Source organism: Phytopseudomonas flavescens (genome assembly GCF_900100535.1).
GTDB lineage: Bacteria > Pseudomonadota > Gammaproteobacteria > Pseudomonadales > Pseudomonadaceae > Aquipseudomonas > Aquipseudomonas flavescens.
Genome location: NZ_FNDG01000029.1, coordinates 22,530 through 45,315 on the forward strand (window position 1 = coordinate 22,530; position 22,786 = coordinate 45,315).

The 22,786-nt window shown below is 63.2% G+C and carries 19 protein-coding genes; 16 read left to right on the forward strand and 3 right to left on the reverse strand.

Annotated elements, in window-relative coordinates:
* The first annotated feature begins 14 nt into the window (after positions 1–14).
* The gene (locus tag BLR94_RS25110; RefSeq protein WP_084308650.1) at positions 15–893 is read left to right on the forward strand and encodes a LysR family transcriptional regulator; all 879 of its coding nucleotides are present in this window, start codon (positions 15–17) and stop codon (positions 891–893) included.
* A 166-nt stretch (positions 894–1,059) separates the two neighbouring features.
* Here BLR94_RS25110 and BLR94_RS25115 read toward each other — a convergent pair whose 3' ends face one another.
* Complete coding sequence (locus BLR94_RS25115; protein ID WP_084308672.1) at positions 1,060–1,848, reverse strand: transporter substrate-binding domain-containing protein; 789 nt, start codon at positions 1,846–1,848, stop codon at positions 1,060–1,062.
* Between the two features lie 524 nt (positions 1,849–2,372).
* On the opposite strand from BLR94_RS25115, the gene BLR94_RS25120 reads away from it, so the two are divergent.
* Complete coding sequence (locus BLR94_RS25120) at positions 2,373–3,815, forward strand: TldD/PmbA family protein (protein ID WP_084308649.1); 1,443 nt, start codon at positions 2,373–2,375, stop codon at positions 3,813–3,815.
* Entirely contained in the window at positions 3,815–5,134 is a 1,320-nt protein-coding gene (locus tag BLR94_RS25125) for a TldD/PmbA family protein (RefSeq protein ID WP_084308648.1), read from the forward strand. Before BLR94_RS25120 ends, BLR94_RS25125 begins: the two co-directional genes overlap by 1 nt.
* Before the next feature lie 151 nt (positions 5,135–5,285).
* Here BLR94_RS25125 and BLR94_RS25130 read toward each other — a convergent pair whose 3' ends face one another.
* Both BLR94_RS25130 and BLR94_RS25135 read right to left on the reverse strand, forming a co-directional pair.
* Complete coding sequence (locus tag BLR94_RS25130) at positions 5,286–5,582, reverse strand: type II toxin-antitoxin system RelE/ParE family toxin (protein WP_084308647.1); 297 nt, start codon at positions 5,580–5,582, stop codon at positions 5,286–5,288.
* Complete coding sequence (locus BLR94_RS25135; RefSeq protein ID WP_084308646.1) at positions 5,570–5,827, reverse strand: type II toxin-antitoxin system Phd/YefM family antitoxin; 258 nt, start codon at positions 5,825–5,827, stop codon at positions 5,570–5,572. Before BLR94_RS25135 ends, BLR94_RS25130 begins: the two co-directional genes overlap by 13 nt.
* 162 nt (positions 5,828–5,989) lie before the next feature.
* Between BLR94_RS25135 and BLR94_RS25140 the strand changes: the two genes are divergently transcribed.
* From BLR94_RS25140 to BLR94_RS25200, 13 genes are all read left to right on the forward strand, one after another.
* Positions 5,990–7,009: a substrate-binding domain-containing protein gene (locus BLR94_RS25140; RefSeq protein ID WP_084308645.1), complete on the forward strand. Its 1,020-nt coding sequence runs from the start codon at positions 5,990–5,992 to the stop codon at positions 7,007–7,009.
* Positions 6,993–7,997 carry an ABC transporter substrate-binding protein gene (locus BLR94_RS25145; RefSeq protein ID WP_084308644.1) on the forward strand — a complete coding sequence of 335 codons (1,005 nt, stop codon included), beginning with the start codon at positions 6,993–6,995 and terminating at the stop codon, positions 7,995–7,997. The genes BLR94_RS25140 and BLR94_RS25145 overlap by 17 nt, the downstream gene beginning before the upstream one ends.
* A 52-nt stretch (positions 7,998–8,049) precedes the next feature.
* On the forward strand, positions 8,050–8,868 hold the full coding sequence (locus tag BLR94_RS25150; protein ID WP_167359811.1) for an ABC transporter permease: 819 nt from the start codon (positions 8,050–8,052) through the stop codon (positions 8,866–8,868).
* A complete protein-coding gene (locus BLR94_RS25155) occupies positions 8,865–9,659 on the forward strand; it encodes an ABC transporter permease (protein ID WP_084308642.1) in 795 nt (264 codons plus the stop codon). The genes BLR94_RS25150 and BLR94_RS25155 overlap by 4 nt, the downstream gene beginning before the upstream one ends.
* Complete coding sequence (locus tag BLR94_RS25160; RefSeq protein ID WP_084308641.1) at positions 9,656–10,687, forward strand: ABC transporter ATP-binding protein; 1,032 nt, start codon at positions 9,656–9,658, stop codon at positions 10,685–10,687. The genes BLR94_RS25155 and BLR94_RS25160 overlap by 4 nt, the downstream gene beginning before the upstream one ends.
* Positions 10,680–11,540 carry a phosphodiesterase gene (locus tag BLR94_RS25165; protein ID WP_084308640.1) on the forward strand — a complete coding sequence of 287 codons (861 nt, stop codon included), beginning with the start codon at positions 10,680–10,682 and terminating at the stop codon, positions 11,538–11,540. The genes BLR94_RS25160 and BLR94_RS25165 overlap by 8 nt, the downstream gene beginning before the upstream one ends.
* A 327-nt stretch (positions 11,541–11,867) precedes the next feature.
* Positions 11,868–12,374, forward strand: coding sequence for a sigma-70 family RNA polymerase sigma factor (locus tag BLR94_RS25170; RefSeq protein WP_084308639.1), 507 nt, complete (start codon positions 11,868–11,870; stop codon positions 12,372–12,374).
* Positions 12,371–13,306 carry a FecR domain-containing protein gene (locus tag BLR94_RS25175; protein WP_084308638.1) on the forward strand — a complete coding sequence of 312 codons (936 nt, stop codon included), beginning with the start codon at positions 12,371–12,373 and terminating at the stop codon, positions 13,304–13,306. The genes BLR94_RS25170 and BLR94_RS25175 overlap by 4 nt, the downstream gene beginning before the upstream one ends.
* A gap of 196 nt (positions 13,307–13,502) precedes the next feature.
* Positions 13,503–15,341 (forward strand): ABC transporter ATP-binding protein, encoded by a 1,839-nt coding sequence (locus tag BLR94_RS25180; protein ID WP_244158264.1) that lies wholly within the window; start codon positions 13,503–13,505, stop codon positions 15,339–15,341.
* A 122-nt stretch (positions 15,342–15,463) separates the two neighbouring features.
* Positions 15,464–18,385 carry a TonB-dependent receptor gene (locus tag BLR94_RS25185; protein WP_208601370.1) on the forward strand — a complete coding sequence of 974 codons (2,922 nt, stop codon included), beginning with the start codon at positions 15,464–15,466 and terminating at the stop codon, positions 18,383–18,385.
* 123 nt (positions 18,386–18,508) lie between these two features.
* Entirely contained in the window at positions 18,509–19,063 is a 555-nt protein-coding gene (locus tag BLR94_RS25190) for a GNAT family N-acetyltransferase (RefSeq protein WP_167359810.1), read from the forward strand.
* A 74-nt stretch (positions 19,064–19,137) separates the two neighbouring features.
* A complete protein-coding gene (locus BLR94_RS25195; protein WP_084308636.1) occupies positions 19,138–19,365 on the forward strand; it encodes a hypothetical protein in 228 nt (75 codons plus the stop codon).
* 295 nt (positions 19,366–19,660) lie between these two features.
* Complete coding sequence (locus BLR94_RS25200) at positions 19,661–22,582, forward strand: TonB-dependent receptor (RefSeq protein ID WP_084308635.1); 2,922 nt, start codon at positions 19,661–19,663, stop codon at positions 22,580–22,582.
* The last annotated feature ends 204 nt before the right edge of the window (positions 22,583–22,786 follow it).

A 22,786-nucleotide genomic window follows, 5' to 3' on the forward strand; every position in this document is an offset into this window, starting at 1 on the left:
ATAAGGCATGACTCATGGTCTCTACACGGCAGTTGCACTATTTCGTCGCCATCGTCGAATGCGGCAGTTTCAGCGCTGCCGCCGAGCGCCTGTTCATCGCTCAGTCGGCCCTGAGCCGGCAGATCAAGGCGCTGGAGGACCAGCTGCAGGCCGCGCTGTTCCTGCGCACCGCACGCCAGCCGGTGCTGACGGATGCCGGCGCGGCCTTCTTCGCCCGCGCCAGCAGTTTGCTCACCGAGCTGCAGGCCGCCAGCCAGCAGGCCCTGGAAATCGCTCGCGGACAACGCGGTACCCTGCGCCTCAACCATTCCAGTACGGTGCCGCTGAGCGGGTTGCTGATGGAACGGTTGGCGCGCTACCTGGCCGCGCACCCGGACGTACGCATGGAAATCGCCCAGCAATCTTCGGAGGCTCAACTACAGGAACTGAGCGAGCGACGCCTGGACATCGGCCTGATACGCCTGCCCGTGCTACGCCAGCACGACGGTCTGGTCCTGCACGCCCTGTTCGACGAGCCCATGCTGCTGGCCGTGGGGGACCAGCACCGCCTGGCGCAAGCCTCGTCGGTGAGCCTTGCCGAGCTGCGCGACGAATCCTTCGTTTCCATTCCTCATCCGCAACGCGGTGGGCTCAGTTACAGGGCGGTCGAGCTCTGTACCCGTGCCGGCTTCTACCCGCGTGCCGCGCGCGTGGTGTCGCGCAAGACCACCCAACTGCAACTGATCCAGGCAGGCTTCGGTATCGCCCTGCTGCCGCTTAGCATGCAGGCCATCACGCCGACCGGCGTTCGGCTGATCGCCCTGGCCGACGAGGACTGTCGCACCACCGTGGCCCTGGCCTGCCGCCAGAATGACAATGCACTGGTTCGGCAATTTGTCGATCAATACCGCTAGAGGCGCCGGGGCGTTGGCGACCTTTGCGCGGGCATTCCGGTGCTATTCAGCGCCACGACAGCTAGGCCTGATACAGCGGGCAGAGTGCTCTGGCAGTACGCTCTTGCCGATCGGCCGCCCCTCCTGTTCCTGATGGGCCAGCATGCTCCGCGTCGGAACCCTCCAATCACTGCGCCGGCACCGCCAGCCAATGCCCCAGGGTTTTCTGATACGCGCCGGTGGCCTTGCTCAAATGCAGCCACTGATCGACGTAGCTCTTCCAGGTCATGTCGTCGCGGGGCAGCAGGTAGGCCTTCTCGCCGTATTGCATGTAGTTGGTCGGGTTGACGGCGCACAGGCCGGGCATGCGTTTCTGCTGGTACAGGGCCTCGGACGAATCGGTGATCATCACGTCGGCGCGCTTATCCAGCAGTTCCTGGAAGATGGTCTTGTTGTCATGGAAGCCCAGCTGAGCCTTTGGCAGAAAAGCCCGCGCGAAGGCTTCGTTGGTGCCGCCGGCCGGCTCGATCAGGCGCACCGACGGCTGGTTGATCTGCTCGACGGTCTGGTAACGTGACACGTCTTCGCAGCGCACCAGGGGAATCTTGCCGTCGACATCCAGCGTGCTGCTGAAAAAGGCCTTCTTCTGGCGCTCCAGCGTCACCGAAATGCCGCCCATGCCGATATCGCACTTGCCCGCCACCATATCCGGCATCAGGGTTTTCCAGGTGGTCGGCACCCACTGCACCTTGACCCCGAGGCTTTGCGCGAGCGACTGGGCCATTTCGATATCGATGCCTTCGTACTCGCCATCCTGGCGCAGAAAGGTATACGGCGTGTAATCACCCGTGGTGCACACCGCGAGCTGTCCCTCCTCCAGCACCTTGTCCAGATGCGATGACGTTTCCTGGGCCTGGACAAAACCCGACAGCCCGATAAGCAAGGTGGTGATGGCGCTGAGGGTCAGGTTTTTCATCATGAGTCGATGCTCGCGGTTGTGAGGAGGGGCAATCTTGCAAGACACAGTAAGGACGAGGCGCCCCGCAGCCAAGCCCCGGAGCAAGGCACTGACCCCAGGCTAACCCGAGTTCATTCGGGACAATGTTTTGAAAATGGTGGACAAGCTTCGCGTTGTCCACCCTACGGATGTCCTTCGACTTGCTGCGTGGAAATGCAGACTTGACGCTCCGCGTAGTATTTATGAGCCGAACTGACAATGCCTCGGACGCGTCCTGTTGAGACGTTTCCATGCAGCAAGTAGGGTGGATGACGCTCTTTTCATCCACCATTGCAATACTGAAAAGCATGCTGCCTAACCGGGAGATCATTACTTATCAGGGTGCGGTCTTGCTGTTAATCGCGCACGAATACAAAAAACGCTTCCGACACTACGCTATCAAATAGCCATCCGTCTAAGGCATGCTCGCCGGCGCTCTGGTTGCCTCATCCCGGCACTTATTCCCATACTGACTCCCTATGCCGCCTACCAAGGGAGCCCCCATGTTCGCCTTCAGCGAAACCCTAGAACGCCGCTTCGCCGCCCTGCATTCCACCGCCGACTTCTGGTCGCTGCGCCATGTGCGGGAAACCACCGAGCGCTATTGGGTGCGCCGCAACGTGGCGCTGGCGCCGTCGTTCGGTGACGATGCAGGCGCCATGCTCAGCGTGCGTATCGCTGGCGTGGAGGCCTACGCGGCGACCAGCGATCTCAGCCAGGCCGGGCTGCAGGCAGCGCTCGACAGGGCCGAAGCGCTGGCGCGGCAGCTTGCGGGCCGCAATCTGCTCGATATGCATGAGCTACCGGTGCCCCATGAGCAGGCCGATGACGTGATGCCCGGCTACCAGCGATCCCTGGCCAGCCCGGCCCACTGGTATGAGCTGCTGGCGGCCGAGTCGGCGCGGGTGCCGCGTGACGAGCGCCTCGTTGACTGGTACGCGGGCCTGAGCTTCACCGCCACCGAGCAGATCTACCTCAACAGCGCCGGTGCCCGTTTGCGGCGTGCCCAGCACTACGTGTTCCCGCAACTGGGGGTGACCGCCAGCGATGGCGCCGACAGCCAGAGCCGCAGCTTCGGCGGCACTCACCTGGCACGCCAGGGCGGTGCGGAGGTGATCGATCAGCTGGGGCTGATCGGTACCGCCAGCCGTATTGCCGACGAGGCGCTGCAGTTGCTGCTGGCGCCCAACACGCCAAGCGGCCACCGCGACCTGTTGCTGATGCCGGATCAGATGATCCTGCAGATCCACGAGTCCATCGGCCATCCACTGGAGCTGGATCGCATCCTCGGTGACGAGCGCAATTTCGCCGGCACCAGCTTTATCCGCCAGGAAGATTTCGGCAGCTATCAATACGGCTCGCCGCTGCTCAACGTGACCTTCGACCCGACGGTTTCGGGCGAGCTGGCCAGCTACCGCCATGACGACGACGGCACGCCGGCGCAGCGTGAGTACCTGATCCGCGAGGGCATCCTGCAGCGACCGCTCGGCGGGGCGCTGTCGCAGTGGCGCAGCGGTCTGCAGGGGGTCGCCAACAGCCGTGCCTGCAGCTGGAACCGGCCGACCCTCGACCGCATGGCCAACCTCAATGTCGAGCCCGGTACGCAACGCCTGCAGGAGCTGGTCGCGGGCATCGAGCAGGGCATTGTGATGAGCAACAACCGCTCCTGGTCGATCGACGATGCACGCAACAAATTCCAGTTCGGTTGCGAGTGGGGCCGGCTGATCGACAACGGCGAACTCAAGGGCGTGGTGAAGAACCCCAACTACCGCGGCATCTCCGCGCAGTTCTGGCGCAACCTCAAGGCCGTCGGCGATGCCAGTACCTTCGAAGTGCTGGGCACCCCATATTGCGGCAAGGGCGAACCGAACCAGGTGATCCGCGTCGGCCACGCCACGCCGGCGTGCGTGTTTGCCGATGTGGACATATTCGGAGGGGCGGCCTGATGAACGCACGCCAGCATTTCGAAGCGCTGCTCGCGCACCTGAACGCCGGGCTGCAGGCCGGCGAGGGCTTTACCCTGGAGTACCAGGCCGAGGCTTCGGACTTTATCCGCTTCAACCACGCCCGCGTACGCCAGGCCGGCCAGACGCAGCAGGTGTACGCCACCCTGGCGCTGTACCAGGGCGAGCGACATGGCGACTTCGAACTGGCCCTGAGCGGGGTGTTCGCGGATGACCAACTGCGTCTTGACCAGGCCCTGCAGCGCCTGCGCGCGGTAGTGCCGACACTGGCCGACGATCCTTACCTGCGTCTGAATCGTGAAGCCTGGCGCAGTGAAACTGCTGCGGGTCAGGGGATTCAGGACAGCCAGGCCGCCATCGCCCAGATCAACGAGGCGTCAGCCGGGCTGGATCTGGTCGGCTTCTATGCCGCCGGGCCGCAATATCAGGGCTTCGCCAGCTCCTGGGGCGCCTTCGGCTGGCACGCGGCGAGTAGCTTCAACTTCGAATTCAGCCTGTTCCATGAAAATGGCCAAGCGGTGAAAAGCAGTTATGCCGGCGAACGCTGGGATCCCCAGGCCTTCAACCGCAAGCTGGCGTTCGCCCGTGAACAGCTGCAGCACCTGGGCAAGCCCGCCCATGAACTGAAACCGGGGGCTTACCGTGCCTACTTGACGCCTGCTGCACTGGAAGAGCTGTTCGGGCTGTTCGCCTGGGGTTTTTCCGCCCAGGCGCTGGCCACAGGCAGCAGTCCCTTGCAGCGCTTGTTCGCCGGGAGCGCCAGCCTCAGTGCCAAGGTGACCCTCGACGAGCGTATCGAAGGCGGTTTGGCACCTGCCTTCACCCGCGAGGGCCCGCGTCAGCCGCTGCGGCTGCTGAGCGAAGGGCAGCCCGGCGAGCGTCTGGTCAGCTCACGCAGCGCAGCCGAATATGGCTTGATCGCCAACGGCGCGGGCAGCGGCGAGTACCCATTTTCCCTGCGCCTGCAAGGCGGCGAGCTGGAGGAGGGCGAGATCCTGCAGCGCCTCGACACCGGGCTGTATATCGGCAACCTGTGGTACAGCAACTTCTCCGACCTGCCGGCCGGACGCCTGACCGGCATGACCCGCTTCGCCACCTTCTGGGTGGAGGACGGTCGCATCCGGGCGCCGGTCAATACCATGCGCTTCGACGACTCGCTGTTCGACTTCCTCGGCCCGAACCTGGAAGCCCTGACCCGCGAGCCTGAGCTGCTGCTGCCAAACGGCACCTACGGCGCCCGCCAGACCGGTTCGATGGCGTTGCCCGGCGCGCTGCTGTCGCGCTTTACGCTGACCTTGTAGGGAGAGCAGCCTCAAGACTTTCCTGGGTATCGCTGCGCTCAACCGCAGGCTACGACCTGTAGCCCGGTGCGAGCAACGTGACACCCTGGAAGAGGCTAGTTGCATGTGCTGACTAACGCTCACCCACGATTTTGCGTCACCACAATGAGGCTCACTCGAGCATATGGGCGCGTAGTACGCGCTCCTCTCGCATGATGTGGATGATAAAAACCGTTGTATCCGAAACGCGGTAGAAAATCCGGCAGGGCGGGACGACGACTTCGCGATAGAGAGCGTTTGGCAACTCGGCAGGAACGCGGCCGGACATCGGAAACTCGGCCAAGCGTGCGACCGCTTCAATCACCTTTTTGACGACTGCTCGTGCGGCATCTGGTTTGTCGAGGGCTATGTACTGCGCCAGATCCTCGAGTTGTTCGAGCGCGGGGGCCGTCCAGACTATTTCAGCCATTTGCTCAGCCGTTCCTTGGCCTGTTCATGGCTGATGGTATTGCCTTCGACCACGGCTCGTTCGCCTCGCGCGAGGGCATCCAGCAGTGCAAGGCGTTTCTGCATGAACTGATAGTCATCGACGTCCACCAGATAAGCCGAAGGCATTCCGTGCTCGGTGATCAGTACGGGCTCTTTGGATTCGTGAAGATCGGCAAGGATCTTGGTGGCCTGTCGCTTCAGGTTGGTGACCAGTTCGACTTTCATGATGGAGCTCTGTGCGTGAAGGAAAGTATCACTTTAGTGACACTTTTCTCGCTGGGCAATCACAAAACGCTCTGAAACCGAACTGTCATTCCCGTGTCGCGCTACTGCCATCTGCGCTCGCTAAGTTGCTCGCCAATGAGATCGATCTCAAGGCGAGCGAACATGACGGATCTGAAAGAAGTCGCCCTACGGGCAGGCGTTTCGCGGGCCACCGCCGCACGGGCTTTTGCCTCGCCGGACATGGTGCGCCCGCACACCCGCGAGCAGGTGTTCGCTGCGGCCCGCCAGCTGGGTTTTCGCCCCAACCGCCTGGGCCGCCAGTTGCGCCTGCAGACCACCCAACTGATCGGTGTGGTGGTGCCCAACCTGTTCAACCCGGTGTTCGCCGAGCAGTTCCAGGCGATGGAGCAGGTGGCCCGCTCGCGAGGCTACAACCTATTGCTGGCGACCACCGACTACGACGCCGAGCGCGAAAGCGTGGTGGTCGAGGAGTTGCTGCGCCAGCGTGTCGACGGCCTGGTGCTGACGGTGACGGATACTCAGAGCAATCGCGTGCTGCAGGATCTTGCCCGCGAGGACACGCCGTTCGTGCTGGCCTACAACCAGCCCGAGAACCCCGGTTACAGCGCCGTGTCGGTGGACAACCGTGTCGGCATGGCGGCGGCGACCCGTTATCTGCTGGCGGCGGGGCACCGGCGAATCGGCGTGGTGGCTGGCTCGGCAGTGCAGTCCGACCGTGCCCGACTGCGTTACGCCGGCTACCGGGACGCCATGTGCACGGCAGGGCTGGCGGCGTTGCCGCTGATCGAAATGCCTGCTCACACCCAGGCCGACTTCGCCGCCATCGAGCCCTGGCTACGCGGCCCCCAGGCGCCCAGCGCGCTGCTCTGTTCCAACGACCTGCTGGCCATCAGCCTGATCAACGCGTTGCGCCGCAACGGCTGGAGCGTGCCGCACCAGCTGTCGGTCATGGGCTTCGACGGCATCGCTCTGGGCACCCAGATGCACCCGACGCTGTGCAGCGTGGTGCAGCCCATCGCCGAAATGGCGCACACCGTGATCGACCAGTTGCTGGCGCAGATCGCCGGTGCCGCCCCCGTTTCCCATTACCTGCCGTGCCATATCCGGCCAGGCGGGAGTATCCGCCCCCTCGAGGAGACGCCCGATGATCCGCTTGCGTAAAACCCTTGCGGCCCTGTTGCTGTGCGCTACCGCCAGCCTGAGCCACGCCGCCGAAACGGCGATCTGCTACAACTGCCCGCCGGAGTGGGCGGACTGGGGCGCGCAGCTCGCGGCGATCGCCGAGAGCACCGGCGTGAAGGTGCCGCTGGACAACAAGAATTCCGGCCAGGCGCTGGCGCAACTGGTGGCCGAGCGCGCGGCGCCGATGGCCGACGTGGTGTATTACGGCGTGACCTTCGGCCTGCAGGCGCAGAATGCCGGGGTGGTCGGCACCTACAAGCCTGCGGGTTGGGACGACATTCCGGCTGGATTGAAAGACCCGGCCGGTCACTGGTTCGCCATCCATTCCGGCACCCTGGGCATCATGGTCAACGTCGACGCACTCGGCGGCCTGCCGGTGCCGCAAAGCTGGGCCGACCTGCTCAAGCCCGAGTACAAGGGCATGGTCGGTTACCTCGACCCGTCCAGCGCCTTCGTCGGTTACGTGTCGGCGGTAGCGATCAACCGCGCCATGGGCGGTGACCTCGACGACTTCACCCCGGCCATCGACTACTTCAACAAGCTGGCGGGCAACTCGCCGGTGGTGCCCAAGCAGACCGCCTACGCGCGGGTGCTGTCCGGCGAGCTGCCGATCCTCGTCGACTACGACTTCAACGCCTACCGCGCGCGCTACAAGGACCAGGCCAACGTCGCCTTCGTGATTCCCAGCGAGGGCAGTATCAGCGTGCCCTACGTGATGAGCGTGGTGGACAACGCCCCGCACCGCGCCAATGCCGAGAAGGTGCTGGACTTCGTGCTCTCCGACCAGGGCCAGGCGCTATGGGCCAATGCCTACCTGCGGCCGGTACGGCCGGTGCAGATGCCAGCCGAGGTGGCGGCGCGCTTCCTGCCGGAAAGCGATTACGCCCGGGCCGGCGTGGTGGATTACCAGAAGATGGCTGCGGTGCAGGAAGCCTTCGCCGCGCGTTACCTGAAAGAGGTGCGTTGAGGTGAGCCGCGCCCTGAGCAACCGCGCTGCCGTGAGGGCCCACCGCCGGCCGCTGTGGCGCTGGCGGCCCGGCGCTGCCGTGGCGCTGGTGCCGGCTGCCGCCGTGTTGCTGGCCTTCTGGCTGTTGCCGCTGGCCCATCTGGTGCTGCTCGGCGGCGAAAGCCGTGGCGAGGCGGGCAGTGGCTACTGGCAGGTGCTAAGCAGTGCCCAATACCTGGGCAGCCTGGCACAGACCAGCGTGCTGGCGGCGTCGGTGACCCTGGCGGCGCTGCTGGTGGGCAGCATCAGCGGGGTGTTTCTCGCCCGCCAGCGTTTCTTCGGACGCTCGGCGCTGGTCGCCCTGCTGACCTTTCCCCTGGCGTTCCCCGGCGTGGTGGTGGGCTTTCTGGTGATTCTGCTGGCCGGCCGTCAGGGCCTATTCGCGGCGCTTGGCATGGGCTTGGTGGGCGAGCGCTGGATCTTCGCCTACTCGCTGGCTGGGTTGTTTCTCGGCTATCTGTACTTCTCCATACCGCGGGTGATCCTCACCGTGATGGCCGCCAGTGAAAGCCTGGACACCAGCCTGGAGGAGGCCGCTCGATCGCTTGGCGCGAGCCACTGGCGTGTCACCTGGGACGTCATCGTGCCGGGGCTTATGCCCGCGCTGGTGTCCTGTGGCGCGATCTGCTTTGCCACCTCGATGGGCGCGTTCGGCACCGCGTTCACCCTTGGCACCCAGCTCAACGTCACGCCGGTGGCGATCTACAGCCTGTTCACCAACTACGCCAACTTCACCGTGGCTGCGGCGCTGTCGGTGGTCCTTGGCGCGCTGACCTGGGTGGTGCTGCTGGTGGTCAGGAAGTGGGTGCGGCAATCCGGAGGGCTGCTATGAAACGGTCGACGCTTTTTGCCGCGCAGTTGATCTTCACCTGCCTGGTCTGCGCCTTCATGCTGGTGCCGGTGCTGCTGTCGCTGCTCGCCGGGTTGACCCGCAATTATTTCCAGGGCCTCTCCAGCGGCCTGACCTTCGACTGGCTCGTGCAGGTCTGGCAGGCCTATTCGCCTACGGTATGGTTGTCCATGCAGTTGGCCGTGGCCTGCGCGTTGTGTGTCTGCGTGATCGGCGTGCCGGCGGCCTACGCCCTGGTGCGCATGAACAACCGCTTCAGCCGCGCCTTCGAAGAACTGATGGTATTGCCGGTGGCGATGCCGGGCCTGGCCAGCGCACTCGCGCTGCTGCTGACTTACGGCCACTTCGGCGGCTTTCGTGGCAGCTGGCTGTTCATCCTGGTTGGCCACGTGCTGTTTACCCTGCCGTTTCTGGTGCGCCCGGTCATGGCGGTGATGCAACGCCAGAACCTGCCGACCCTCGAAGATGCCGCCGCCAGTCTCGGCGCCGGCCCGCTGCGGCGCTTCTTCACCGTGGTGGTGCCCAATTGCCGGGCCGGCATCCTCGCCGGCGTGCTGATGGTCGTCACCCTGTCCCTCGGTGAGTTCAACCTGACCTGGATGCTCCATACACCGATGACCAAGACCCTGCCGGTGGGCCTCGCCGACAGTTACGCCTCGGCGCGGCTGGAAGTCGCCAGCGCCTACACCCTGCTGTTCCTGTTGATGATCGTGCCGCTGCTGATCGCCCTGCAGGCCATCAGCGCACGCCTGTCCCGTGGAGGCCAACGATGACCGCTACCTCCATTCGCCTGCAGAACTGCCGCAAGGCGTTCGCCGACGGCACCGTCGCCGTGGATGACCTCAGCCTGGATATCCACGCTGGCGAGACCCTGGCCATCCTCGGCCCGTCCGGCTGCGGCAAGACCACCACGCTGCGCCTGATCGCCGGCCTTGAGCGCCCGGATGCCGGACAGGTGTTCTTTGCCGCGCAGGATGTCACCCAGTTGCCCATCGAGCGCCGTGACGTGGGCATGGTGTTTCAGAACTATGCGCTGTTTCCCAACCTGAACGTGGCGGGCAACATCGTCTATGGCCTCAAGGTGCGCGGCATGGCACGTGACGAGCGCGATCGGCGCTGCGCCGAACTGCTCGAACTGGTCGGCCTGCCGGGCTACGGCCAGCGCGCCATCCATGAGTTGTCCGGCGGCCAGCGCCAGCGGGTTGCCCTGGCCCGTGCCCTGGCGCCACGGCCACGGGTACTGCTGCTGGATGAGCCGCTGGCGGCGCTGGACGCGCAGTTGCGCGAGCGCCTGCGCAGCGAGCTGGCCCAGTTGCTGCGCGAGCTGGCCATTACCGCCGTGTTCGTCACCCACGATCAGGGCGAGGCCATGGCGCTTGGCGACCGCATTCTGGTCATGGAGCGCGGGCGCATCGCTCAACTGGCCACGCCGCGAGCGCTCTATCAGCAGCCCGCCAATGCCTTCGTAGCGAACTTCATCGGCACTCTGAATGCCTTCGCGGTGCTCGGCCGTACGGCCAATGGCGTGCAGGTCAACGGCGGCGAGTTGCCCTGGAGCGCCAGCGAGCTGCCGGGCACCCTGTATTGCCGGCCCGAACACCTGCAGGTGACCAGTGCCCCCGGCCACGTGCGCGGGCGTCTGCTCGGGCAATTCTTCCAGGGCGCGCAGAGCCGCCTGCTGGTCGACGTGGGCGGCGCGCAGCCGCTGTCGGTGGACAGCAGCGACGACCGCCTGCATGCCCCCGGCGATTTGATCAACCTGGCCGTCGAGCCCCAACGCGTGTTCAGCCTCAATGCCTGATGCAATCCCCAGCCAAGACCGCACCACGACCTTCCTGATCGCGCAGATCAGCGATCTGCACCTCAAGGCCGGCGGCAAGCTGAGCTATGGCGTGGTCGATACCCTCGCGGCGCTGCGCCGCGCGGTCGATCATTTGAACGCCAGCCACCCACGTCCGGATATCGTGGTCATCAGCGGCGATCTGGTGGATTTCGGTCAGCCGGACGAGTACGCCGTGCTGCGCCCCGAGCTGCAGCGCCTGGCCATGCCCTATTACTTGGTGCCCGGCAACCACGATGATCGCGCGCACCTGCTGTCGGCATTCGCCGATCACGCGTATCTGCCGTCGTCGCCACAGGCGCCACTGGACTGGGTGGTCGATAGCCATCCGCTGCGCCTGATCGGCCTGGATACCAGCATCCCCGGCTGCCATGGCGGGCGGTTGCAGGATAGCCAACTGGACTGGCTGGACGGGCAGCTCGCGCGGCGCCCCGAGGTGCCGACCCTGTTGATCCTCCACCACCCGCCGTTCATCAGCGGCATCGGCCACATGGATCTTCAACCCTTCGGCAATGCGGCGGCTCTGCAGCGGGTGATCGCTGGCCACCCGCAGGTCGAGCGCCTGCTCTGCGGGCACCTGCACCGCTCGATACAACGGCGTTTCGCCGGCAGCCTGAGCTGCGTGTGCCCCGGCATTTCCCACCAGATCGTGCTGGACCTGCAGCCTGCCGCGCCTGCTCACTTCAACCTGGAGCCGCCTGGCTACCTGCTGCACCACTGGCACGCGGAGCATGGTCTGGTCACGCACACCGGGGTGTTCGGTGAATACCCCGGGCCGTATCCGTTCTACGACGCTGACGGCCTGATCGACTGAGCGAGGAGACTCCTGGGTATCGCTGCGCTCAACCGCAGGCTACGACCTGTAGCCCGGGGCGAGCGCAGCGATACCCAGTGTCAAAGACGTTACTTCGTCGCCTTGAGCACCACGAACTTCGGCGTGGCCGCCACCTGCTCCACACCCCGGAACAAGCGCGCCAGCTTGGGTGGCCGCCCAGGCGGCAATTACTGACTATTCAGAGAACGTTTTATTCTTTTTGGTTATATTTTTCTTATATTTAATTCCTTCCTTGCCGATACCCGCCTGGTGCACATTTCATGCCTTTGAGCAAGCCGATGCGTGCCGCATGCAGGGAGCCAGTCTATGAGTAGCGATGTTCGGCGCAGCTTGATCGCGCGCATGTTCCAGCGCGATTACGGCTGGTTGTGTGGGCGCATGAACAGGGCACTGGGTTGTCCGCATAGTGCCCAGGACATCGCCTCGGAAACCTTCCTGCGGATCCTGACCCTGCCGGACCCGAGCGCCATCCGCGAACCTCGGGCACTGCTGACCACCATCGCGCGGCGCCTGATGTACGAGAGCTGGCGGCGCCAGGATCTGGAGCGGGCCTACCTGGAAGCGCTCGCGCAGTCACCCGATGGGCCTCACCCGTCACCCGAGGAGCAGGCGCTGCTGATGGAAACCCTGGTGCAGGTCGACCACCTGCTCGACGGCCTGTCGGCGCGGGCAAAGGCCGCCTTTCTCTGCCATCAGCTCGATGGTCTGACCTATGCCCAGATCGGCGAGCAGCTTGGCGTGTCCACCAGCCGCGTACAGCAGTACATGGCCGAAGCGTTCAAACGTTGCTATCTGGCCATGGCCGAACAATGAATGCTCGTCGGCCAGATGAGCTCATCATCGACGAAGCGGCGCAATGGCTGGCCTTGCTGCAGTCCGGCCAGGCCAATGCCGCCGAGCTCCAGGCTTTCGCGCAGTGGCGTGACAGCGATATCCGGCATGCCGAGGTGTTCGCCGCGATGGGCGGCGGGTTGGGAACGCTGGATGTCCAGGCACTGCAACGCATGCCGCGTGACAGGCTGCTGCATACCTTGAACGCGCCTTCCGGCCGGCGGCGCTTCCTCGGCACGGGGCTGGTGGTGATGCTCGGTCTGGGGCTGGGCTACCGCATTCTCGGCGAGGACGATGTCATAACGACCACCACGGCCCAGCGCCTGCAGCTCACCCTGGAGGACGGCAGCAAACTGACGATCAATGCGCGCAGCTGGGTTCGCACGCAATTCGACGCGAGCCAGCGTTTGTTGCACTTGCAACAAGGCGAACTGCTGGTGGACGTCGCCAAGGATGCCCAGCGGCCCTTCGTGGTACAGAGCGAGCGCGGGCGCATGCGCGCCCTGGGGACGCGTTTCCTGGTGCGCGAGGAGAAGGCGGCCACGCATATCGTCATGTTCCATTCGCAGGTGGAAATCGTCACCAACGGCGGGACGCGCCAACTGATCAAGGCGGGGGAGTTCGCCCGCTTCGACGCCGAGCGGATTCTCGAGCTGGGTACCGCCAGCGGCAGCGAAGGTGCCTGGACTGGCGGACATCTGGAAGTGCGCGATCAGCCGTTGGGCGAGGTGATCGACAGTATGCGGCCCTACCGGCGGGGGATCGTGCAGGTTTCGCCGCAGGTCGCGCAGTTGCGCCTGAGCGGCATCTATCCGCTCGACGACAGCGACCTCAGCCTGCAACTGCTGGAAGAGTCATTGCCCATCCACATCAGTTATAGAACCCCGTACTGGGTCGTTATCGAAGAGCGCTGAAGCGCTACGTCGGCAGGCTCGATGGCCACGCAGTGCGGTGCGGCAGACCTTCAATGCCGTTGGCCGTTTCCGGAAGGCAGCGACAGCGATGATGGCCTATAAAAAATCGCTGTTCGCTGCACAAGAAAATGTATCGCCGGCCGCTCGAGCAATCGTTGGCCGCGTTGACTTTATCGCAACATCATCAGGACGCTTCGTGAGCCGACCTTCCCACGCCATACCGCGATTGCCCCACAGTCCCGCCGCCTTCGTCTGGCATTACGTGCACGCCTACCCGGTCTGGTATCTGCTGATCCTCGGTCTGCAGCTGGGCGCGGCGATCAGCGCCACTCTGATCCCCTACGCCATCGGCCAGCTGACCACGGCGATCAGCGATGGCATCTGGCGAGGCAGTGAGGTGTTGCACCAGAGTTCGGCTGCGGTGGGCGTGTTGGCGCTGTTCGCCGCCCTGGCGATAATTTTCGAACGGGCTAACGGCGCGGTGCTCATCGTCATACGGCCCCGGCAGAAGCGGCGCATCACCGGTGATCTGTTCGCGTACCTGCGGCGTCATTCGCACCGCTACTTCGCCGAGCATTTCGCCGGCAGTCTGTCGCAGCGGGTCAGCGAAACCACCCTGGGGGTTCTGGATATCCTGTTCCTGGTCAGCGTCGAGCTATTGCCCATCCTCACCACGCTGGTCGTGTCCCTGGTGCTGCTGAGCCTGGCCTCGCCGTGGCTGGGCGCCAGCCTGCTGGCCTGGACGCTGCTGTTCGTGGGCATTTCCTATTGCCTGGCGCGTCGGGCGCAGCCCTTTGCCAAAGCCCATGCCGAGGCGCGCAGCCGCACCAGCGGCAATCTGGTCGATACCATCACCAACCTCGCCAGCGTGCGCCTGTTTGCCCGCGGCGACTATGAACAGCGCTACCTCGATGGTTACTTGTGCAGCGAAAAGGCCGCCGCCCGGCGCTCGTTCTGGTTCATGGAGCGCATTCGCTGGTTCCAGGATGCGATGGCCCTGCTGCTGCGCCTCGGGCTGGTGGTGCTGGCTCTGCATCTCTGGGGGCGTGGGCAGATCAATGTCGGTGAATTCGTGATGACCGTCACCCTGGGCATGCTGATCGTGACCAATGCCCGGTTTCTCAGTTATCAGTTCCTGCACTTCTTCGAAGCCAGCGGCAATATCGAGAATGGCGTGCGCACCTTGCTGCAGCCCCACGATATGCGCGACCTGGAGCAGGCGCAGGATCGGCAGGTGCCGGGAGCGGATATCGAGCTGCGCGACCTGACCTTCGGCTACGACCCCGAACGCCCGATCTTCCAGCAGGTGAACCTGCATATCCCCGCCGGACAGCGGGTCGGTGTGGTGGGCTATTCGGGGTCGGGCAAGTCGACCTTGCTGAGCCTGCTGCTGCGCCTGTACGACCCCCAGCAGGGCGCCGTGCTACTGGGCGGCGTGGACATTCGCAGCCTGACTCAGGATGCCCTGCACCGGCAGATCAGCCTGATCCCCCAGGAGCCCGGCCTGTTCCACCGCAGTCTGGCCGAGAACATCGGCTACGGCCGGCCGGATGCCAGCGCCGAAGCGATCCACGACGCGGCGCGCCAGGCCTATGCCGACACGTTCATCCGCGACATTCCCGACGGCTACGAGACGCTGGTCGGCGAGCGCGGGGTCAAACTCTCCGGTGGCCAGCGCCAGCGTGTGGCCATCGCCCGCGTGCTGCTCAAGGATGCGCCGGTGCTGATCATGGACGAAGCCACCTCGAGCCTGGATTCGCACACCGAGCACATCATCCAGCAAAGCCTCGAGTGGATCATGGGCGACAAGACGGTGATCGTGGTGGCGCACCGGCTGTCCACCATCGCCCAACTGGATCGCATCCTGGTGTTCGACCAGGGGCGGATCGTCGAAGATGGCAGCCATTCCGACCTGCTCGCCCGCGGCGGTATCTACCACAGCCTCTGGGCACACCAGAGCGATGGGCGCATCCACGATGAGGGGCGTGCACCGGCGGCGGATCAGGTTCGCGACGAGCCGACGGCGCAGCGCTGAGCGCCGGGATGCCGGCCCCTTGCTTCGACCATAAGCTCATAGCCCAACGGTCTAGCCTCGCCCTATAAAACGCTCAGGTCGGCTGCTCATCCCTTGTGACACAACCAACAAGGGATTACCCAATGCAACCGATCTCCTTTCATCGTCATTCGCTGGCGGTGCTTTCCCTGTCCGTGGCGCTTGGTATGGGCGTACAGAGCGACAAGATACAGGCGCAGAGCAGCGTGACCACGGACAACCAGCAACTGCAGTTCGACGTGCCGGCCGGCTCCCTGGATCAGGTGCTGCTGGGCATCTCGCGCCAGGCCGGGCAACTGATCTCCTTCCAGCAGAGCCTGGTACAGGGCCGCAGCAGCCCGGCGATCCGGGGCGCGCTGAGCGTCGAGCAGGCCATCGAGCGGGCCTTGCAAGACAGCGATCTGCGGGTACGGCATGGTGAGCGCGGTTGGAGTGTGGAGGCTTCGGCGGTTACACCGAACAGCGCAAATGTCGCAGCGACTGATACTGCCCTTGCCCGGGTGGTCGTGACCGGATCCAATATTCGTCGTGCCGAGGCAGAGGGTTCCAGCCCGGTGCAAGTGATTGATGCTGAACAAATCGAGAAAAGTGGCAAATCGACTTTGCCCGAACTGCTGCGCTCCATTTCCGCCAACAGCGGACAGAGCTTCAACGAACAATTCACCAGTAGTTTCTCCACGGGCTCGTCGGGGGTCGCCTTACGTGGACTGTCGCAGAAGAACACGCTGATTCTGGTCAATGGTCGACGGCTGGCGAACTACGGTTTTGCGCAGAATTTGCAGGACACCTTTGTCAATCTGAACTCGCTGCCCAAGAGTATGGTGGAACGCATCGAAGTGCTCAAGGATGGTGCTTCTGCGGTATATGGCTCCGATGCCATCGCTGGTGTGATCAACATCATCACCCGCCAGGATATTCAGGGGCTGACCGTGGGCGGAGACCTGGGAACCTCGGACGAGGGCGGTGCTGGCTCGCAGAGTTTCAAGGTGTTGGGTGGTGCGGGTGATTTTGTGGACGATGGCTACAATTTTTCCTTTACCTTCGACGGCTATCAGCGCGATCAACTCAATGCCGATGATCGTCATCAGACGCGCAGTGGCAACTTCAGCAATCGTCCAGGGGGTGGGGCCTACGATGGTTGGGGGATCGCCGGGCGCTTTATCCGCCAAGGGCCGCAGGGACAGTACACCGAAGCCTTGCCCACTTGCCCCTTCGGCTCCAGCCGTGTGGAAAATGCCGCATTGGGCAGTACTACACCCGGCTCATCCTGCGCCTTCAATGGCCAGTCCTACAAAACACTGTTTCCCGAAACGGAGCGTTACCAAAGTTACTTCAGCGGTCGGGTGCAACTAGCCAATGACGTTGAAGCGTTCGGTGAGGCCATCTACACCGAGAGCCGCAATGCATCGATTTTTGGGGCGCCGTATTCCGTCACCAGTAATACCACTGTCTACGATCCAGAAACGGGAGGGCTCGTGCCGGCCTATTCGAATGTGCTGCCAGTGGGCCATCCGAGTAACCCCTATGGCGAGGATGTCCAGATTCAATACAACCTGGGCGACCTCGGGCGCCGCGACAAGGTCAACAAGAATCGGTTTTTCCGTGGACTGGCTGGGCTGCGCGGCGACTGGCATGCCTGGGAGTGGGAAACCACTGCCTATCAAACGGTCAGCCGCGAACGGGAGAACACCAAGAACTTCCTCAGTGCCTGGGGATTGCGTGAAGTGCTCGCCGATGGCAGCTACAATTTTCTCGAGCCGTCGCAAAACAGTGCCGCGACAATAGACAAACTGCGTATCGGCACCGAGCGTCAGGCGCGTTCCTCCACCAGCGCCGTCGATCTGAAGATGGTCAATGCGGAATTCTTCGATCTGCCTGCTGGCCCGGTCGGATTCGCCTGGGGCAGCGAGGCGAGGCGCGAACGTATCCGTTCGGAAACACCTGACGAGATCCTCAGTGGCGAGCAGGTATCCCCGGCTATTGCCGACATCGATGGCGCCCGCACCGTAAAGGCGGTCTATGGCGAATTCAACATCCCCCTACTGGACAATCTGGAGGTTGACATCGCGGGCCGTACCGATTGGTACAGTGATTTTGGCCGCGCCTTTTCGCCCAAATATGGCATCCGCTGGCAGGTGGCTCCGGAACTCCTGGTAAGAGGGGCATTTTCCAGGGGCTTCCGGGCGCCCTCGCTACCTGAAGTCGCCGATAGCACCAGCGTCGCCTATGGCGGTGTGGTGGATGCCCGAGATCCTGACCGCCCCGGCGCTGTAGTCAGCCCGACTCGCATTATCGCCGGTAATCCCGATCTCCAGCCGGAACGCTCGAAGAACGTCAACCTGGGCGTGGTCATATCGCCTACGCCGTTGACCAGCCTCAGCGTCGATTACTATCACATCAAGCAGCGCAATGTGATCGACACCAATAGCAACCAGTGGGTAGTCGACAACGAGGATAGCCATCCACAGGACGTGATACGCGACGAGCGCGGTAAGTTGGTCACCATCTACAACCGTTTCCAGAACCTTTCCAATCTGGTTACTGACGGCTTCGACCTGGAGCTCAACCAGCGGATACCCACCGCCGGCTACGGCGATTTCAGTGTCAATGGCAACTGGACTTATGTACGGAACTGGCGCTGGCAGCCAGCTGCCGGGCAGCCTCTGCAGGACGCGGCTGGTAGCAACTATCCCTATGCCTTCCCGAAATGGAAGGGAACCACCGCCCTGACCTGGGCTTATGGCGATTGGAGCAACACCCTGACCTGGTACTACACCGGTGGCTACAAGCAGGCCTATCAGAGTGACTACCCGGGTTCCAAAGGACGTATCGAGGCTTACAACCAATTCGATTGGACCCTGCGTTATGGCGGCTTCAAGGATCTCACGCTGTTCGCCAGCATCAATAATCTGGAAAACAAGACCCCGCCCTACGATCCTGTCTACAGCACGACATACAGCGACTATACCCAGTACGACTTGCTGGGGCGTTATTTCAAGGCGGGGTTTGAATACAGGTTTTTCTGATAGGCCTGCCAGGGGAGGAAGGCCGTCCGCCCCTGGCATATACACAGCACGCATTTCTAAGGTCTGGCTGGAAAAAACAGCTTGGCGTACTCATCCATGCAATACCAAGGAGCCCCGCACTTCATGCTCATCCATACCGAACGACTATTGATCCGCTCCTATGTGGCAGAGGATGCGCCAGCCTTGCACGAAGCGGCACAGGCCTCGATCAATACTGTCGGGCGCTGGCTCCCCTGGTGCGACACCAACTACTCACTCGCAGTCGCTGAGAGCTGGATCGCCCATTGCCAGCGCGCGCAAGAAAACAGTAGCGCCTTCAATCTAGGAATATTTCTGCGTGAATCTGGGCAGTTGTGCGGCAGTGTTGCGATAAATCAGGTTGATTACGGTGCTGGCTGCGGAAAAATTGGCTATTGGCTACATCAAGACAAGCAAGGTTACGGTCTGGCCAGTGAAGCGGTGCGCGCCATCATCCCGTTTGGTTTCGATGAGCTGGGCCTGACGCGTCTGGAAATAGTGGTCGCTCTTGGCAACGAAGCCAGTCGACGAGTTGCCGAGCGTGTCGGTGCTCAGCGAGAGGGCATTGTCCCAGAGCGCCTGCCTCTACCCGGGGGCATTGCTGATGCCTGGGTTTACTCGCTCGATAGGAAGATCCTCCATTTCCTGAGGCAGGAATAGATTCAAGCCGATTCCAACATTGCTCGGTACGAGCTGAAAACGACCCGCATCGACTTTTTGGAGCCAGCTGCAACATGCTTGAAGATTTGCACCGTTCGTCGTTCAAATGCCGACGCGGCTTCTGCTTGGGCATAGGCGTGATCCTGCTGTCGAAACTGGCCCGCGTGGTGCCGGCTCTACTGCTAGGCAAGGTGGTCGACGGCTTTTACCAGAGCTCGGACAGCGGTCGTGTCGAGGCCTACCAGCTCGGGTTCATGCTGGTGGGGCTCGTCAATGTCGTGCTGATGCCGATTCAAGGTTAGGTGCTCGACCAGGGCAGGGTGGTCGCGGATGGCTGATGGAGCGAGCTAGAGTCCCTCGACGAGGTGGCGGAGATCGTCCGGCGCGTGGCCGCACAGGAGGCCTAACGGTTGCACGCAGGCAGGGCCCGGGCCTGTGCTGCTCGCCCCGCCAGAACGCTCGGTTCGACGCAGCGGTATGGACAGCTCAATGCTGTCGTTCCGCGATAAGCACATAGCCCAACGATCTAGCCTCGCCCTATAAAACGCTCAGGTCGGCTGCTCATCCCTTGTGACACAACCAACAAGGGATTACCCAATGCAACCGATCTCCTTTCACCGCCATCCGTTGGCGGTGCTTTCCCTGGCCGTGGCGCTTGGCATGGGCGGGCAGAGCGACAGGGTGCAGGCACAGACCCGTGCGGTCACGGACAGCCAGTCACTGCAGTTCGACGTGCCGGCCGGCTCCCTGGATCAGGTGTTGCTGGGCATCTCGCGCCAGGCCGGGCAACCGATCTCCTTCCAGCAGAGCCTGGTACAGGGCCGCAGCAGCCCGGCGATCCGGGGCGCGCTGAGCGTCGAGCAGGCCATCGAGCGGGCCTTGCGAGACAGCGATCTGCAGGTGCGCCGTGGCGAGCGTGGATGGGGCATAGTCGGGACGCCCGTCAGCGAGACCAAGGAAGGGCAAACACAGCACAGCGCCGAAACGCAGCTCGAGCGGGTCACCGTCACTGGGTCGCGTATCGCGCGGGCGCAGGTCGAAGGCCCATCGCCGGTCACGGTGATTTCCGCCCAGGAGATCGAGTCGCGTGGCTATCGCAACGTCTATGAGGCTCTGGCCACGCAAACGCAGAACACTGGCATGACCCAGGGCGAGGACTATGGCAACACCTGGCAACCGGCGGCCAGTGCCCTGAACCTGCGCGGCCTCGGCCCGAACCACACGCTGGTGCTGATCAATGGCCGGCGGGTCGCCGATTACCCGACCGCCTATGGTGGGCGGGTCAACTTCACCAACCTGGCCAATATCCCGTCCTCGGCCATCGAACGCATCGAGCTTCTCAGCAGTGGCGCATCGGCGGTGTACGGCTCGGATGCCATCGCCGGGGTGGTCAATATCATCCTCAAGGAAACGACCGAGGGGGTCGAGGTCAATATCCGTGCCGGTACCACCGAGCGTGGCGGTGGCGATAACCAGCGCCTGCAGATCACCGGCGGCAGCGCCTGGGGCGACTTCGAGGGGCTGTTCAGTCTGGAGCTGAGCCGGCGCGAGCCGATCTGGGGCAACCAGCGAGGCTTCATGGACAGCTACGAGTCCGGCCACAGTGTGGGCTACCGGCGCGACCTGACCAGCGGCCAATACCTCGGCCCCGGTTGTTCGGCCTATTCGGGGCTGTTCGGCGGTAGCCTGCAGGAGCGTGGCGGGCGCTGTACCACCGACCAGTACTACAACAACTACTGGACCCTACAGACCCAGAAGGAAAACTACGACGGCTATACCCGCGGTGCCTGGAACTTCAGCGACACCGGCCAGGTGTTCGCCGATCTGCTGTTCGGTTTCGACCATATGCAGAACAATACCCGTGGGCCGAGCTTCACCTCGCCGGATTTCATCAACCAGAGCACCGGCCAGCTGGAGCGTTGGTTCAGGCAGTTCGGCCCGGAGGAACTCGGCGGCAAGACCAGTAACAATGGCAAGTGGAAGGACGTGTCATGGACCGCCAGCGTCGGCCTGGAAGACAGCATCGGCGATAGCGGCTGGGACTACCAGATAGCCGCCAACCGCTCGGAGTACCGCAGCACCCGGCATACCCGTTACACGCCGCTGGCCGGCATCCGCGATTTCTACCTCGGCCCCCAGTTGGGCGAGCAGGACGGTTACCCGGTTTTCGCGCCGGATCCGTCGCGCCTCGATCGACCGCTCATGCCCGAGGAATGGCGGCAGTTCCGCACCAGCGTCGAACAGCAGAGCAAGTCCGTGTCGCAGCTGCTCAGCGCCAGCGTCAATGGCGAACCCTTCAGTATTCCGGCCGGGCCGGTGGGCTTTGCCGGCGTGCTGGAGATCGGCAAGCAGGAATACAGCATCGATATCGACCAGCGTCTTAACGATGGCTCGCTATACAACACGGCACCGGGTAGCGACGCTGGTGGTTCCCGTGACCGTTATGCGGTGGGCGGTGAATTCAGCATTCCGCTCACGGAGACCCTGTTGGCCTCGGCAGCGGGGCGCTGGGATCAGTACAAGTTCAGCGGGCGTACCGAGCAGCAGAAAACCTACAACCTGGGCCTGGAGTGGCGTCCGCTGCGCAGCCTGTTGCTGCGTGGCAGCTATGGCACCAGCTTCCGCGCCCCCGATCTCAACTACCTGTACCAGGCCGACAGCAACGGTTACTACCCAGCCCAGGTCGACTACTACGGATGCAGCCAGGGCGTCGACGGGGCCTGCAACCGAGGGCGTGTGGATTACACCCAGAGCGGTAACCGGGACTTGCAATCGGAGCGCGGCAAATCCTGGACCTACGGGTTCGTCTGGTCGCCGGGCAACAATTTCGATTTTTCGGCCGACTACTGGCGGGTGCAGATCACCGACCTGCTGACCGTGGTCGATGCCAACCGCCTGTTGCAGGAAGAGGCCGCCTGCCGTGCCGCCGGTGACACGGGAGCCCGCTGCGCCGATGTGCTGGCGCGTGTCGAACGCAACGCCGCGGATGCGGCCGTCGATCCGAATGTACTGCAGCGGGTGCAGGTCAATGCGATCAATGCCGCCAGCGAACGTGCCAGCGGCCTGGATCTGAAAAGCAATATCCGCTGGGATGCCGGTCGCTACGGGCGCTTCAGTTCCACCATCGGCTATACCCTGGTGCTGTCTCATTACTATAAGGAGGGCGATGATGCGCAAACCCTCAACCAGCGCGACAGCCTCAGCGAGTACGACTGGCGCAGCAAGGTCAACGCCAGCCTGACCTGGGATTACCAGGATTTCACCAGCACCCTGCACGCCATTCGCTATGGCAGCGTGACCAACGGCGCCGGTGATGGGCGCCTGACGCCCTGGACGGTGCTCAATGCCAGTGCGCGTTACCAGTTGAGCGACAGTGCCAGCGTTGGCCTGACCGTCAGCAACCTTCTGGACAAGGTGAAGAAAGACGATTCGGCCGGCTGGCCCTACTATCCGACCGGTAACTACGATCCCTATGGACGTCAGTGGTGGCTGGATTTCAGTTATCGCTTCGGCGGCTGACCCTGGCAGTCCGCTGATCTGCAGCCGTTTTCAAGGGGAAGTATCGCCCTATATTTCTTGGTGGAATATCCAGTTTATTTTATATGCTCAGAAATTATTCACCAAGCCTATAAATTGTTCGCTGCCGTTGCACAGATGAAGATCTGCTCTCGTAAAAAGTCCCGACTCATCGATGAGGCCTGGCATTTGATTTCTCCGCGTTTG

Bases quoted from the DNA above. Each gene is read 5' to 3' on its own strand.
- BLR94_RS25175 (WP_084308638.1), top strand. From the start codon at position 12,371: ATGAATGCTCGTCGGCCAGATGAGCTCATCATCGACGAAGCGGCGCAA.
- BLR94_RS25155 (WP_084308642.1), top strand. From the start codon at position 8,865: ATGAAACGGTCGACGCTTTTTGCCGCGCAGTTGATCTTCACCTGCCTG.
- BLR94_RS25110 (WP_084308650.1), top strand. From the start codon at position 15: ATGGTCTCTACACGGCAGTTGCACTATTTCGTCGCCATCGTCGAATGC.
- BLR94_RS25140 (WP_084308645.1), top strand. From the start codon at position 5,990: ATGACGGATCTGAAAGAAGTCGCCCTACGGGCAGGCGTTTCGCGGGCC.
- BLR94_RS25145 (WP_084308644.1), top strand. From the start codon at position 6,993: ATGATCCGCTTGCGTAAAACCCTTGCGGCCCTGTTGCTGTGCGCTACC.
- BLR94_RS25130 (WP_084308647.1), bottom strand. From the start codon at position 5,582: ATGGCTGAAATAGTCTGGACGGCCCCCGCGCTCGAACAACTCGAGGAT.
- BLR94_RS25165 (WP_084308640.1), top strand. From the start codon at position 10,680: ATGCCTGATGCAATCCCCAGCCAAGACCGCACCACGACCTTCCTGATC.
- BLR94_RS25135 (WP_084308646.1), bottom strand. From the start codon at position 5,827: ATGAAAGTCGAACTGGTCACCAACCTGAAGCGACAGGCCACCAAGATC.
- BLR94_RS25120 (WP_084308649.1), top strand. From the start codon at position 2,373: ATGTTCGCCTTCAGCGAAACCCTAGAACGCCGCTTCGCCGCCCTGCAT.
- BLR94_RS25190 (WP_167359810.1), top strand. From the start codon at position 18,509: ATGCTCATCCATACCGAACGACTATTGATCCGCTCCTATGTGGCAGAG.
- BLR94_RS25160 (WP_084308641.1), top strand. From the start codon at position 9,656: ATGACCGCTACCTCCATTCGCCTGCAGAACTGCCGCAAGGCGTTCGCC.
- BLR94_RS25195 (WP_084308636.1), top strand. From the start codon at position 19,138: ATGCTTGAAGATTTGCACCGTTCGTCGTTCAAATGCCGACGCGGCTTC.
- BLR94_RS25170 (WP_084308639.1), top strand. From the start codon at position 11,868: ATGAGTAGCGATGTTCGGCGCAGCTTGATCGCGCGCATGTTCCAGCGC.
- BLR94_RS25185 (WP_208601370.1), top strand. From the start codon at position 15,464: ATGCAACCGATCTCCTTTCATCGTCATTCGCTGGCGGTGCTTTCCCTG.
- BLR94_RS25200 (WP_084308635.1), top strand. From the start codon at position 19,661: ATGCAACCGATCTCCTTTCACCGCCATCCGTTGGCGGTGCTTTCCCTG.
- BLR94_RS25115 (WP_084308672.1), bottom strand. From the start codon at position 1,848: ATGAAAAACCTGACCCTCAGCGCCATCACCACCTTGCTTATCGGGCTG.
- BLR94_RS25125 (WP_084308648.1), top strand. From the start codon at position 3,815: ATGAACGCACGCCAGCATTTCGAAGCGCTGCTCGCGCACCTGAACGCC.